This window comes from Microbulbifer maximicatervae (SeqCode) (genome assembly GCF_052467385.1).
In genome coordinates this window covers 3,780,584-3,792,964 of record NZ_CP174311.1, presented here as the reverse complement: position 1 = coordinate 3,792,964, position 12,381 = coordinate 3,780,584, and the positions used below count along the sequence as shown (strand labels likewise).

General features: G+C 49.4%; 14 protein-coding genes. 10 read left to right on the top strand and 4 right to left on the bottom strand.

What is annotated here, in order from left to right; genetic code table 11:
• Positions 1-130: 130 nt before the first annotated feature.
• The 8 genes from ACJJIR_RS16180 to ACJJIR_RS16145 all read left to right on the top strand — a co-directional run bounded on the left by ACJJIR_RS16180 (position 131) and on the right by ACJJIR_RS16145 (position 6,089).
• On the top strand, positions 131-424 hold the full coding sequence (locus ACJJIR_RS16180; RefSeq protein WP_020412315.1) for a co-chaperone GroES: 294 nt from the start codon (positions 131-133) through the stop codon (positions 422-424).
• A 48-nt stretch (positions 425-472) separates the two neighbouring features.
• Complete coding sequence (gene groL, locus ACJJIR_RS16175; protein WP_108732154.1) at positions 473-2,113, top strand: chaperonin GroEL; 1,641 nt, start codon at positions 473-475, stop codon at positions 2,111-2,113.
• Between the two features lie 250 nt (positions 2,114-2,363).
• The gene (locus ACJJIR_RS16170) at positions 2,364-2,726 is read left to right on the top strand and encodes a hypothetical protein (RefSeq protein WP_444894875.1); all 363 of its coding nucleotides are present in this window, start codon (positions 2,364-2,366) and stop codon (positions 2,724-2,726) included.
• A 117-nt stretch (positions 2,727-2,843) separates the two neighbouring features.
• Complete coding sequence (locus tag ACJJIR_RS16165; protein WP_444906125.1) at positions 2,844-3,260, top strand: PaaI family thioesterase; 417 nt, start codon at positions 2,844-2,846, stop codon at positions 3,258-3,260.
• Between the two features lie 19 nt (positions 3,261-3,279).
• Positions 3,280-3,717 carry a hypothetical protein gene (locus ACJJIR_RS16160; protein WP_444906124.1) on the top strand — a complete coding sequence of 146 codons (438 nt, stop codon included), beginning with the start codon at positions 3,280-3,282 and terminating at the stop codon, positions 3,715-3,717.
• 65 nt (positions 3,718-3,782) lie between these two features.
• On the top strand, positions 3,783-4,166 hold the full coding sequence (locus tag ACJJIR_RS16155) for a zinc ribbon domain-containing protein (RefSeq protein ID WP_444906123.1): 384 nt from the start codon (positions 3,783-3,785) through the stop codon (positions 4,164-4,166).
• A 132-nt stretch (positions 4,167-4,298) separates the two neighbouring features.
• Complete coding sequence (locus tag ACJJIR_RS16150) at positions 4,299-5,072, top strand: SDR family NAD(P)-dependent oxidoreductase (protein ID WP_444894871.1); 774 nt, start codon at positions 4,299-4,301, stop codon at positions 5,070-5,072.
• A gap of 18 nt (positions 5,073-5,090) precedes the next feature.
• Complete coding sequence (locus ACJJIR_RS16145) at positions 5,091-6,089, top strand: AraC family transcriptional regulator (protein ID WP_444906122.1); 999 nt, start codon at positions 5,091-5,093, stop codon at positions 6,087-6,089.
• A 362-nt stretch (positions 6,090-6,451) separates the two neighbouring features.
• Here the strand turns inward: ACJJIR_RS16145 and ACJJIR_RS16140 are convergent, their stop codons facing one another.
• The 4 genes from ACJJIR_RS16140 to ACJJIR_RS16125 all read right to left on the bottom strand — a co-directional run bounded on the left by ACJJIR_RS16140 (position 6,452) and on the right by ACJJIR_RS16125 (position 9,392).
• The gene (locus tag ACJJIR_RS16140; RefSeq protein ID WP_413664728.1) at positions 6,452-6,757 is read right to left on the bottom strand and encodes a hypothetical protein; all 306 of its coding nucleotides are present in this window, start codon (positions 6,755-6,757) and stop codon (positions 6,452-6,454) included.
• A gap of 147 nt (positions 6,758-6,904) precedes the next feature.
• The gene (locus ACJJIR_RS16135) at positions 6,905-8,350 is read right to left on the bottom strand and encodes a coniferyl aldehyde dehydrogenase (RefSeq protein WP_444894869.1); all 1,446 of its coding nucleotides are present in this window, start codon (positions 8,348-8,350) and stop codon (positions 6,905-6,907) included.
• Between the two features lie 237 nt (positions 8,351-8,587).
• Positions 8,588-8,854 (bottom strand): PepSY domain-containing protein, encoded by a 267-nt coding sequence (locus ACJJIR_RS16130; RefSeq protein ID WP_444894868.1) that lies wholly within the window; start codon positions 8,852-8,854, stop codon positions 8,588-8,590.
• A 130-nt stretch (positions 8,855-8,984) separates the two neighbouring features.
• Positions 8,985-9,392, bottom strand: a complete 408-nt coding sequence (locus ACJJIR_RS16125; protein ID WP_444906121.1) for a hypothetical protein — start codon at positions 9,390-9,392, stop codon at positions 8,985-8,987.
• Positions 9,393-9,541: 149 nt separating this feature from the next.
• On the opposite strand from ACJJIR_RS16125, the gene ACJJIR_RS16120 reads away from it, so the two are divergent.
• Complete coding sequence (locus ACJJIR_RS16120) at positions 9,542-10,573, top strand: Fe(3+) ABC transporter substrate-binding protein (protein WP_282931603.1); 1,032 nt, start codon at positions 9,542-9,544, stop codon at positions 10,571-10,573.
• Positions 10,574-10,695: 122 nt separating this feature from the next.
• Positions 10,696-12,381: an ABC transporter permease gene (locus ACJJIR_RS16115; protein ID WP_444906120.1), complete on the top strand. Its 1,686-nt coding sequence runs from the start codon at positions 10,696-10,698 to the stop codon at positions 12,379-12,381.

The following is a 12,381-nucleotide window of genomic DNA, read 5'->3' as shown; positions in this document are numbered from 1 at the left end:
CCCATAGATAGGGTTCAACTGAGAATTAAGCCCCGCCTCTGGGGATCAGAGAGGGGTGAGGTTACCGGCCCAAAGGGCCAGTGCCGCCCATGTTGGAAACCATTAAAACGACTCAATGGAGAACTTATCCATGAAAATTCGTCCTTTACACGACCGCGTCGTAGTACGCCGTAAGGAAGAAGAAGCGATGTCAGCTGGCGGTATCGTGCTGCCAGGCGCTGCCAAAGAAAAGCCGAACCAAGGTGAAGTGGTAGCCGTGGGTGAGGGCAAGCAGCTGGACAATGGCGACGTTCGCGCACTGTCTGTGAAGGTAGGTGACACTGTTGTTTTCGGTCGCTATGCCGACAGCAATACCCTCAAGGTGGAAGGCGAAGAGCTGATCATCATGAGCGAAGGTGACATCTACGGCGTGTTGGAAGGCTAAGGCCAGCCTTTAACTTTACTCGCAAAAAGAATTTGAGGAATAAGAATCATGGCAGCTAAAGACGTAATTTTTGGTGACGACGCTCGTCAGAAAATGCTGAAAGGCGTAAACATCCTGGCAGACGCTGTAAAAACTACCCTGGGTCCTAAAGGCCGCAACGTAGTTCTGGACAAGTCCTTCGGCGCTCCTACCGTAACCAAAGACGGTGTTTCCGTAGCGAAAGAAATCGAGCTGAGCGACAAGTTCGAAAACATGGGCGCACAGATGGTTAAAGAAGTTGCTTCCAAAGCTTCTGACACCGCTGGTGACGGCACCACCACCGCTACCGTTCTGGCCCAGGCTATCGTAACTGAAGGCCTGAAATCCGTAGCCGCTGGCTTCAACCCAATGGACCTGAAGCGCGGTATCGACAAAGCGGTAACCGCAGCTGTTGACCACATTGCTGGCCTGTCCACTCCTTGTGCTGATACCAAGTCTATTGCTCAGGTAGGTACTATCTCCGCTAACAGCGACGAGAGCGTTGGTACCATCATCGCTGAAGCCATGGAAAAAGTTGGCAAAGAAGGCGTTATCACTGTTGAAGAAGGTTCCGGCCTGGAAAACGAGCTGGACGTAGTAGAAGGTATGCAGTTCGACCGCGGCTACCTGTCTCCTTACTTCATCACCAACCAAGAGAACATGACTGCCGAGCTGGACAATCCGTTCATCCTGCTGGTAGACAAGAAAATCTCCAACATCCGCGACCTGCTGCCCCTGCTGGAGCAAGTAGCTAAAGCTTCCAAGCCGCTGCTGATCATCGCTGAAGACGTAGAAGGCGAAGCACTGGCAACTCTGGTTGTAAACAGCATGCGCGGCATCGTTAAAGTTGCTGCTGTTAAAGCACCTGGTTTCGGCGACCGTCGTAAAGCCATGCTGCAGGACATCGCTATCCTGACTGGCGGTACCGTGATTTCTGAAGAAGTTGGCCTGGAGCTGGAAGGTACCACTCTGGAGCACCTGGGTACTGCTAAGCGCGTAACCCTGTCCAAAGAAAACACTGTAATCGTTGACGGCGCTGGCAATGTTAAAGACATCGAAGCTCGCGTTAGCCAGATCCGTGCACAGATCGAAGAGTCCTCTTCCGACTACGACAAAGAGAAGCTGCAAGAGCGCGTAGCCAAGCTGGCTGGCGGTGTTGCGGTAATCAAAGTAGGCGCCGCTACTGAAGTGGAAATGAAAGAGAAGAAAGCCCGCGTTGAAGACGCGCTGCACGCTACCCGCGCCGCAGTAGAGGAAGGCGTAGTACCTGGCGGTGGTACCGCACTGGTTCGCGCTACCCAGGTTATCTCTGTAACTGGCGACAACGAAGACCAGAACCACGGCATCGCTGCAGCCCTGCGCGCTATGGAAATGCCTCTGCGTCAAATCGTTTCCAACGCTGGTGACGAAGCTTCCGTAGTTGTTGACAAGATCAAGCAAGGCGAAGGCAACTTCGGTTACAACGCTGCTACTGGTGAGTACGGCGATATGCTGGAAATGGGTATCCTGGACCCAGCTAAAGTAACCCGCTCTGCTCTGCAAGCGGCAGCTTCTATCGCTGGCCTGATGATCACCACCGAAGCCATGGTTGCAGAAATTCCGGAAGACAAGCCGGCTGCTCCTGACATGAGCGGTATGGGTGGCATGGGCGGTATGGGCGGCATGATGTAAGTCGGCCTTAAGCCTATCTAAAAAGCCCCGCAATTGCGGGGCTTTTTTTTGCCTTGTGAAAAGTGGTTTACTAGAGGCAGCTTTGAGTTGGCATATAGCTTTCTCCAGGGAGCTAGTGGTGTGGTTGAGGACACTTAGCTGCTGGAACAGGGTTTACAGGGGTGGATTTAGGTAAGAAGTTCTGATGGCTTGAGTAGACTACTTGAGATGTTGCCACTTAACTCGATTGTAGTTTCGTGAGGATATTGAAATGAAGTATATAGTGATACTGATGTCGCTAGTTTTGGGGAGTTGTGTGGGGCAAGAGTTTTCTAGGGTAGAGCGGGTACCTTCGATCACTCTTGATGAAAATATCGTTTATTCAAATGCTGGATTTGAGGGGTACGATCTGGGTTTTAGTAAACCAGAGATAAACGTACCAGCTGTTTCTTCTCTAAATGAAATGCCTCCATACACTTATTCTGAAGAAAGTGGTTGGAGAGGTGGCTGTATCGTATTCGACATGAATTTCATCGCTGAGGCTAACTTAATATTGGACTTAAAAGGGGTTAAAGAGACCTGGACCCCAATAGATGGGGAGCCTAAGAAATTATATATTTTTGAGGTTCGCTAATTAGATTTACTTTACAAGCGGCTAAGTTGTCGAGATCAAGTAGAGCAAGACTGGCAGTCGGTGGTGAACTTGATTGGATTTAAAATAGCAAACGTAGAATAGACTTTGTGAGGGGATATGGATATCTACGAAATGGTCGAGTCAGGAGATCTGACAGTACCTGAGTGTGCGAAAACTCTGGGATTTGAGTTAATAAGCTATTCACGTGAAAAAATGGAGATCAAAGCCCGATTTTTTGCCAGTGAGTCATTCTTAAACCCTGCGGGAACAATACAGGGTGGGTTTCTATGTGCAATGCTCGACGACGTAATGGGTCCTGCACTTGTATTTTCACTGAATATTGGTCAGTTTGCTCCGACATTAGAGCTAAAGACTCAATTTGTTCGCCCAGCTAAAGTGGGGCCAGTTGAGGGTATTGGCAGAGTTGTATCTAGAGGTGGAACTGTCTGCTTTCTGGAAGGAGAGCTTCTTCAAGAGGGGAAACTAATTGCTAGGGCAACCGCTACCGCTTTAATAAAGGGACAAAATTTATAAATCCTTGATGAAGGATGTGATGTTTTCTGAGGTAAAAATGAGTTTTGAACAAGGCATATATAGCTCCCCGGAAAGTGAGCTTTGCCCGGAGGGAAATAAGCGGGTTAGGTTGGGGAGCGTTCTTTCTATATTGGGTGCTGCTCTTCAAACCCCGATTATTGTGTTCTTTTATTTGGGGATGTTGAGTTTTTGGGAAACTTCTCAGATCGCCCAATCACTTGATACATCCCCTGAAGTAATGGCAGGCATGATGAGCCAATCCCTCTCTAATTTTGTTATAGGAGGTCTATTATCTGCTCCAGGCTTGTTGATTTCCTGTACTGCTTTGTTTTTATCGTCTTTTCGAGCTAAGTGGTTGTTCTGGTATTCTTTAATACTCTCACTGATTTGGATTGGCTCTTTTCCGTTTGGGACACTATTTGGTTTGATATATCTGTTAATAATTTTGATTAAATGAAAATCGTAAATGCAGAATTGATCCATTTTTTATTCTGATTTGTTAAGTGAAGTGAAATAAAATAAATGTTAGACACTATTTGGGATTATTTTCAGCAGCGAGAAATCGATGATGCGAGATATCGAGCTCAAAATGCAAAGCAGATGGCCGCTAACCTGGAACTGGAAGTCGGTGATATTCAGGGACGTATAGATACATTAGTGTTGGCGAATCAGGCTATGTGGGAGCTTTTATCAGAAAAATTAGGGGTGACCGAGGCCGAACTTATTGAAAAAATGGGGCAGATTGATCTGCGAGATGGTAAGCGCGATGGAAAAATATCCACTGGTAACCTGAAAGAGTGCCCTTCTTGTGGCCATAAGGTGAGAAAGCAAAGGGCCAATTGTTACTGGTGTGGAACAGAGCTGACTTTATCCAGCCCGTTTATGGGCTCAAAGCGGACTGATTAATTTCCCACTTGATGTAAGAACTACCAATATGGTTTTTGGCATACTTGGATAGTCACTTGGCATCATCGGATTCTTAGTTGGCGCCTTCTGATCATATACTGATTTCAAGATTAACGCTTGGGAGACAGATAGATGGAAACGGCACTTATTACTGGGGCCTCTGGTGGCATCGGCCTTGAACTGGCCAGGATACATGCATCTAAGGGTGGCAACTTGGTTCTGGTTGCCCGGTCTGAAGGGAAGCTTTCAGCACTCAAACAGCAGCTAGAGAAGGAGTTTGGTATCCAGGCAATGGTTATTGCCGAGGACCTTTCTGACCCCATGTCCGCGCAGAGAATTTTTGAGCGAACCCAAAGTGAGGGTGTGGAGATTGGCACTCTAATTAACAATGCGGGTTTTGGTGGTCATGGTCTTTTCCATCAGAGGGATTTGGAAGCTGAGCAGGGTATGATGCAGGTGAATATGGTTTCCCTTACCAATCTCACCCACCTGTATTTAAAGGGGATGGTTGGCCGCAATAGTGGACATATTCTTAATGTTTCATCTACAGCCTCTTTTATTCCCGGCCCTTTACAGGCGGTTTACTACGCAACTAAAGCCTATGTAACTTCATTTAGCCAGGCACTGGCGGAAGAGTTGAAAGGCACAGGTGTAACAGTAACGGCTTTGTGCCCCGGTGCTGTTGCAACAGGGTTTGTGGCCGCTGGTGATCTTCAGGGTGTCGATATTTGGAAAAATGCCCGTTCGGCTGAGTCTGTTGCCAGATGTGGCTATCAGGCAATGGAGCGGGGAGATCTGGTTGCTTTTAATGAGACACGGCTCAAGTTGTTTCTGAATTGGATAATGCCTTTACTGCCCCGTAAAATGGTACTGAAGTTTTCCCGTCAGACGATGGAAAAGTCTTAATTACAGGCAGGTCCGGTAATGATCAAACGTGCAGCGAAATTCCTGGTACCTCCCAGCTGGAAGTTGATATTACACGATATGAATATCGATACAGCGCTGGCTCTTGCCTATGCCGGGTTACCTGCGGATCTGTTACAGCGGGAGGCTGTGACACTCTCTCCGGTGGAATATTTCCGTTTTTGGTGTGGTATTGATCGGGCCTCTAAGGATCGGCCATTACCACTTTTACTGGCGGAGCACCTTTCGGCTGAGTCGTTTGACCCTCCCATATTTGCGAGCCTGTGCAGTGCAAATCTGAATCAAGCTCTACTGCGGATACAGCAATACAAACCACTGATCGGTCCCATGGAATTGCACTTGGATATTACTGATGAGTACACCAAGCTCAATTTAGAGTGCTATGGAAGTGATGGAAATATCCCTGAAGCTTTGGGCCTGAGCGAATTAATTTTCTATATCCGCCTTGCTCGGTTGGGAACCCGGGAGGAAATTCAACCATTGGAATTGGCACTACCGCAGCTGCCTGAAGATCAAACGCCTTATCGGGAGTTTTTTGGTTGTTCAATTAAGCAGTCAGACCGGGTGAGAATTTGTTTCTCAGCGCAAGATGCACAAAAGCCATTTCTGACTGCCAATGCCCCTATGTGGGATTTCTTTGAAGGTAAATTGAGTCAACAGCTCAAGGATCTGGATAGCGAAGCCACAATGGGAGAGCGGGTAGGTTCAGTATTGATGGAGTTACTACCGGCCGGTGAGAGTTCTGTCGAAGCGGTGTCTGAACGCTTGGCTATCAGTAAAAGGACTTTGCAGCGGAAACTGGGGGAGGAAAATCAATCCTTCCAGACAGTATTGCAGGGAGTTAGATCAAGTTTGGCTGATCACTACCTCGCCAAGTCCAGCCTTCATTTGGGTGAGATTTCTTTTATGCTGGGATTTAAAGAACCCAATTCATTTATTCGGGCCTACCGGGGCTGGAAAGGAATGACACCATTGCAATACCGGGACTCTATTCACTGAATAGATCCCTTAGTTAAATACCAATGTTTGCATATCACTGTAAATTTTTGTGACCCGTTTGGACCTAGAGGTTTAGGGAGCCTCTGAATAACTCCATGATACCTATGGCATGCAGAGCGGTTCACAATCAAGGCGCGGCTTCGCAGGAATGTCTAGACCTTTCAAGAAGTCGCAACGCGGAGTGTGAATCGCTCTGCAAGCCCCGAAGGGCGGGCCTTGAAGGCCGCATCTGCTGCGTTGCAGCTCTTGCAAAGGGCTACGGCCATTCGCGGCGAGCTGCGCCTAACATCTGCAGCCTTCAAGACCCGCAGTGCATTACGGAGTTACTCAGAGGCTCCTTAGTTTTAACATTTAAACAGCGATTAATTGGCTGGTCGGTCAGCAATAATTATTCCGTTGTCCGGATTCACTTCCAGAGCCCTCAATTCTCCTCCGTAGACCGCCTGGATTTTCCATCTTCCGCCCACAAATTCGATATGCGTGATGGGGTTGAACCCTAGACCATGCAGTTTCGCTTTAATAGTGGATAAGTCCAAGGCAATGACCGAAGGTTCTGCTCCGTAAAGGTCGGGGCTGTCGTAGATGGGGGCGGGTTTATTGGGATCGAGGCCGGGGGGGATTGGGTTAGTGAGATTGCCAACCAAAGCTATGGCGGTAAGAAAAATCATCTACGGCTCCATACTGCTAACAAGCCATAGTATTAGTTTGGACTAGGGATTATCGCAGTGCCAGCGGGCTGTAGTGATTTCGGTCTTACCTGAGTGCGATTATAGCAGTGAATGGCCCGGCAACAGATATTGCCGGACCTAGGGAGCCTAGCGTGTAAGCTTTAGCATAAAATCGATAACACGAGTTGAGAGTTTGCCATAGGGAGGCCGCAGTAATTTTAATAGATCGATTGGGCCCTGATAGAAGATGGGGCGAAGTTTAGAGAAGGTTAAAAACCCCTCGTAGCCATGGTAGTGGCCCATACCGCTTTCACCAACGCCGCCAAATGGAATATCGTGCTGACCAACGTGCAGTACACAATTATTTACCGACACGCCTCCAGACATTACCTTGTTGATATATAAATCTTGTAAGGTTTTGTCGTGAGTGTAAGGGTAAATCGCCAGGGGTCTGGGGCGAGCATTAATATAATCAATAACTTCCTCTGGCTTGGAATAAGTGATAATCGGCAATAGCGGGCCAAAAATCTCACGCTGCATTGCCAGCATCTCGCCGTCTACGTTGGTCAGGATATGTGGGGGAAATTTTCGCAGTTTATTGTCCCTATCCAATTTGCCAGCACTTAAATCTATGGCATTAGCACCCTTAGCCTTGGCGTCATCCAGGGTTGCCCAGATTCGCTGGTAAGATGTGTCGTCGATAATAGAAGTGTAATCCTGGCCATCTAAGTCGGGGTAGCGCTTCTGAACATAATGTTTTGCGTGCTCGATAAACTCTTCGAGATGCTCCTCCGGCAAGAAAAGATAATCCACGTTGACACAGATCTGCCCGGCGTTTACCAGCTTCCAGTAAATTAGTTGCTCGGCGGCTTTCTTAACCGGGTAATCCGGGCCAACAATTGCCGGTGATTTACCTCCAAGCTCCAATGTGACTGGAGTCAGGTTTTCTGCGGCGGAGCGCATTACTGCACGACCGGTATTACTGGAGCCAGTAAAGATTAAGTGATCGAATTTAAGGCTGGAAAACACCGGGCCTATTTCATCGGCATCGGGAATAAAAACCAGCTTTTCTTCCGGGAAGTATTGTTCACAGACTTTACTGAGTAATTCTGCAAGATGCTTGGAATTGGTGGACATCTTGACCATCGCCTGATTGCCTGCGGCGAAAATATTGGTCAGTGGTGAAAAGCTCAAGTTTATTGGGAAGTTCCACGGCACTATGACGCCAATTACCCCCAGAGGTTGTGGGACCACACGATTTTTAGAGAGGGGATAGGATTTAAAATCTGTATGGCGCCCTCTGGGCTTCATCCACTTCTTTAAGCGCTTGATAGTCTCTTTAATGCCGGAGAGCGCTGGGTAGATATCGTAGAGCAGTATCTCTTCCCGGGCTCGATTGCCGTAGTCGTTACTGATCGCCTGGATAATGGGTTCCTGCTGTTCACGCAGGAGCTGGGCAAGGGTTCTAAGATCCTGCACACGTTGCTGATAGCTGGGAGCCGGGTTGGCCAGGTAGGCACTGCGCTGTTTGTCCAGATAGTTTTGCAGTACCGCTTTGTCTGCATCCTGCCGGGTCAGGGTTTGTGTTGTCATTTTATTATCCTGTGGCGTTGATCTCAGAAAGACTAAACGAAATTGAAGCGGAGTGATTGACCAATCCGGTAAATTCCTTTGATGATCGGATAACAAATTTTATCCGGGGTATGGCCAAGTTTGTTTTGCCATCGCAATTTATGGCGCGGATTGCATCACTATGTTCAAGCAGAATAGGTTAGGGCCGGCTTTGGCAGCCGGCCCTGGCAGGATAGCTCGGAATGAGGACAGTAATCCTTAATCGTTGTCCGGTTTTTCCGACAAAACTTCCGCAGAGTTGGGGTCTACGTGCAAGTCGTACTTCTGGTCACCCTTGTAGGCCTCAATCTTCCACTTACCCTTGTCCAGATCGACCTCAACAATTGGGGTGTAGCCCTGCTGTTCCAATTTGGTCAATACGGTGGAAAGGGCCATAGCGCCGGGTGGGGGCTTTTCTTTGGCGAGTGCATAGGGTAGTGCTGTTGCGGCGATAAAGGCCAGCAACAACTTGCTGATAAGCTGCATGGTGCTATTACCTCGCTGTCTATTTGCTAAATCGCAGTATCCTATGAATCAAATCTTCCCTTAACCGAGCGATCGGTATTTCCAAACTGTAAAATAAAAATTGATGCGTCTGCGTTTGGTCTTCAGGCACTTACAACGGGTTTTGTGGACTGCCCTCGGTAAGATGCTTCTGGATAGCCTCGCACCACTCCATGCCTCCGGGTTTGAGACCGTTGGTATTGGCTCCGCTGAGCTGGGTGATGGCTGTGAACCACTCCTCACTACCGGTAGTTGGCATACCGGATGGGTATAGTTTCGCCATATCGCCATTTTGCTGGGCAAGCACTCGCTGTTGAACCCAGGCAAACCATTCCGGGGTGCATATAGCTGCAGCTTTCTTTTCCGCTTCCGCTCCATTGCCCGATGGAGCAATGGGCTCCTTCATGGCGCTGGTAGCCGACTCATCTGCAGGAGGGGTTGCAGGTGACTTGGAGTCCTTCGGGCCCCCACAGCTGCAGAGGACAAAGATCAGTGCTATTAAAGGGCCAAAGCGGTACATAGGACCTCTATGGGTGGCGGTATCAAGCCTAAGCATAGGAGGAAATTGACGACTTTGCCTTATCGCCTTAGGTCATATGTATTTTTATTGACATTGCCATTAAATCAAATGAGAATGTTTCTCGTTTAATCCAAGGGTGATCTACGATAATGTCTACCAGAGCTCTATTTCAAAAAGTGCTGGCTGTAGCCGGCTTGTTGGGTGCTGTGGGTGCCAGTGCGGCCGAGCAGGTAAATATCTACTCCTACCGACAGCCTTTCCTTATAGAGCCGATCTTAAAGGAGTTCACCGAAAAAACCGGTATTGAGGCCAAAGTGGTCTACGCCAGCAAAGGCTTGAACGAGCGTTTGCAAAGGGAAGGGCGCAATAGCCCCGCTGACCTGGTCCTGACTTCCAATACCAGCAGCCTGATGGATCTGCTTAATAAGCAGCTGACCCAACCGGTAAGCAGTGAAATCCTGGAAGACAATATCCCATCACAATTTCGCGACAAGGCCGGCAACTGGTTCGGCCTGACCACCCGGGCGCGTTTGATCTACGCCTCCAAAGACCGCGTTAAGCCCGGTGAAATTACTCGCTACGAAGAGTTGGTAGACCCTAAGTGGAAGGGCCGAATCTGTACTCGTAGCGGCAAGCATCCCTACACCCTGTCCCTGATCGCCTCCATGATCGCCCATCACGGTGAAGCAGAAACCAAAGAGTGGCTGCAAGGTGTGAAAGCGAATCTGGCACGTAAGCCCCAGGGCAATGACCGCGCTCAGGTTAAAGCGATTAGCGAAGGTGTCTGCGACCTTTCCCTGGGTAACAGCTACTACTTCGGTAAAATGATTACCAATAAGGAGCAGCCGGAGCAGGTGGATTGGGCCAAGTCTGTAAACCTGGTCTTCCCTAACCAGAAAGATCGCGGTACCCATATGTTTATTTCCGGTGCGGCGCTGACCAAGCACGCCCCCAACCGTGAAAATGCCGTTAAGCTGCTGGAATTCCTCAGCGGCGCCGATGCTCAATACTCTTACGCTGAGAAAAACTTTGAGTTCCCGGTACGCCCTGGCACTGCCCGCTCTGAATTGATTAAGGAGTATATGGGTGAGTTTAAAGAAGACGATCTGAGTCTCACGGAGATCGGCTCCTACGTTCCAGCGGCTTCCCGCATGGTTGATGAAGTACGCTTTGACTTTTAGAATGGTTAACTGAATGGGAATTGCTGCCGAGTAAATTGACAGCACTATCTCAGCCTTATTCGAACGGCCCTGTCGAGAGACCAGGGCCGTTCTTTTATAATGAGCTTTTGATTCCTTAATCCATGCTAAACCGAGCCAACTTATCAGCTTCCCGCTGGCTGCTATTGGTAGCTACTATCTCCCTTCTGGTAGCTCTGCCAGTGCTATCCATTTTTTGGTTGGCATTTTTCCCTGAAGAAAATATCTGGCCGCACCTCGTGGACACGGTGTTGTTTCACTATGTGTCCTCCACATTGATTCTGGCGGGCGGTGTCGGTTTGGTAACACTGATAACAGGCGTGGGCAGTGCCTGGCTGGTGAGCATGTGCCAGTTCCCCGGGCGTCGTTTGTTTGAGTGGGGGCTGTTATTGCCGTTTGCTGTTCCCGCCTATGTGATTGCCTACGTTTACACGGACTTGCTGGAATATGCGGGCCCTGTGCAAAAGTCCCTGCGCGCCTGGTTTGGTTGGCAGACAGCCAGGGATTACTGGTTCCCGGAGATCCGTAGCATGGGTGGGGCGATTGCCATGCTGTCACTGGTGCTCTTCCCTTATGTCTATATGCTCGCGCGAGCAGCCTTTATCGAGCAGTGCGGCAGTATACGTGCCGCGAGCTGGTCATTGGGCTGTACGCCCTGGCAGAGCTTCTTGCGCGTATCCCTGCCAATGGCACGCCCGGCAATTGCGGTGGGTTTATCACTGGTATTGATGGAAACCCTGAATGATTTCGGCACAGTGGACTTCTTTGCCGTACGCACCTTGAGTGTCGGAATTTACGATACCTGGTTGAGCCACGGCAATTTAGGAGGCGCGGCGCAAATTGCCTGTAGCACTCTGATTTTTGTTGTTCTGTTAATTACGCTGGAGCGAATGGGGCGGGCGAGACAGAAGCACTTTGTACAATCGCCAAATTCCCAGCGTGAACGCTATGATTTGCGCGGCTGGCGATCCGGTGTAGCCCTATTGTTCTGCGGGTTACTGTTGGTGGCCGGTTTTATTATTCCCCTGCTGGTTCTGGGAGGTTACGCACTCAGCAACTTCTCCAGTTATTGGAGCGAAGATTTTATACAGATCGCCAGCAATAGCTTGTTACTGTCAATCGCAGCGGCACTGGTCTCTGTACTGCTGGGCCTGCTGTTGGCTTACGGTAAGCGACTGCAACCCAAAAGATCCGTACGGGTCTTGGTCGGCTTTTCCAAGCTGGGTTATGCAATGCCCGGGGCAGTACTGGCGATTGGTGTCCTGATTCCCCTGGCCGCTTTTGATAATGCGGTGGATGGTTTTTTACGTGAACACTTTGATATCTCCATAGGGCTGCTGTTAAGCGGCAGTATTTTCGCCATTATTTTTGCCTACACAGTGCGCTTCCTGGCAGTGTCCACAGGGGCCATAGAATCCAGCCTGGAGAAAGTAACCCCTTCAATGGATCGCGCTGCCCGCTCCCTGGGGCGCAATAGCTGGCAAACCCTGTGGGCTGTACATCTACCTTTGGTGCGTACAGGCCTACTAACGGGGGGCTTGGTGGTCTTTGTGGATTGTATGAAAGAACTGCCGGCGACTTTGCTACTGCGCCCCTTCGGCTTTGACACCCTGGCGACTTATGTTTACCAGTTCGCTTCCGATGAGATGCTGGAACGCTCGGCCCTGGGGGCTTTATTGATTGTCCTGGTGGGGTTGATACCGGTGATTTTACTAAGCCGTTCCATTGGTTGGCGCAGAGGTGAGGAGCGCACAGCCGTGGCGGACTCAGAAGCGCCCGCCCTGTCCTGA

Excerpts from the sequence above, each read along its gene's own strand:
- ACJJIR_RS16180 (WP_020412315.1), top strand. The coding sequence starts at position 131 with ATGAAAATTCGTCCTTTACACGACCGCGTCGTAGTACGCCGTAAGGAA.
- groL (WP_108732154.1), top strand. The coding sequence starts at position 473 with ATGGCAGCTAAAGACGTAATTTTTGGTGACGACGCTCGTCAGAAAATG.
- ACJJIR_RS16170 (WP_444894875.1), top strand. The coding sequence starts at position 2,364 with ATGAAGTATATAGTGATACTGATGTCGCTAGTTTTGGGGAGTTGTGTG.
- ACJJIR_RS16165 (WP_444906125.1), top strand. The coding sequence starts at position 2,844 with ATGGATATCTACGAAATGGTCGAGTCAGGAGATCTGACAGTACCTGAG.
- ACJJIR_RS16160 (WP_444906124.1), top strand. The coding sequence starts at position 3,280 with ATGTTTTCTGAGGTAAAAATGAGTTTTGAACAAGGCATATATAGCTCC.
- ACJJIR_RS16155 (WP_444906123.1), top strand. The coding sequence starts at position 3,783 with ATGTTAGACACTATTTGGGATTATTTTCAGCAGCGAGAAATCGATGAT.
- ACJJIR_RS16150 (WP_444894871.1), top strand. The coding sequence starts at position 4,299 with ATGGAAACGGCACTTATTACTGGGGCCTCTGGTGGCATCGGCCTTGAA.
- ACJJIR_RS16145 (WP_444906122.1), top strand. The coding sequence starts at position 5,091 with ATGATCAAACGTGCAGCGAAATTCCTGGTACCTCCCAGCTGGAAGTTG.
- ACJJIR_RS16140 (WP_413664728.1), bottom strand. The coding sequence starts at position 6,757 with ATGATTTTTCTTACCGCCATAGCTTTGGTTGGCAATCTCACTAACCCA.
- ACJJIR_RS16135 (WP_444894869.1), bottom strand. The coding sequence starts at position 8,350 with ATGACAACACAAACCCTGACCCGGCAGGATGCAGACAAAGCGGTACTG.
- ACJJIR_RS16130 (WP_444894868.1), bottom strand. The coding sequence starts at position 8,854 with ATGCAGCTTATCAGCAAGTTGTTGCTGGCCTTTATCGCCGCAACAGCA.
- ACJJIR_RS16125 (WP_444906121.1), bottom strand. The coding sequence starts at position 9,392 with ATGTACCGCTTTGGCCCTTTAATAGCACTGATCTTTGTCCTCTGCAGC.
- ACJJIR_RS16120 (WP_282931603.1), top strand. The coding sequence starts at position 9,542 with ATGTCTACCAGAGCTCTATTTCAAAAAGTGCTGGCTGTAGCCGGCTTG.
- ACJJIR_RS16115 (WP_444906120.1), top strand. The coding sequence starts at position 10,696 with ATGCTAAACCGAGCCAACTTATCAGCTTCCCGCTGGCTGCTATTGGTA.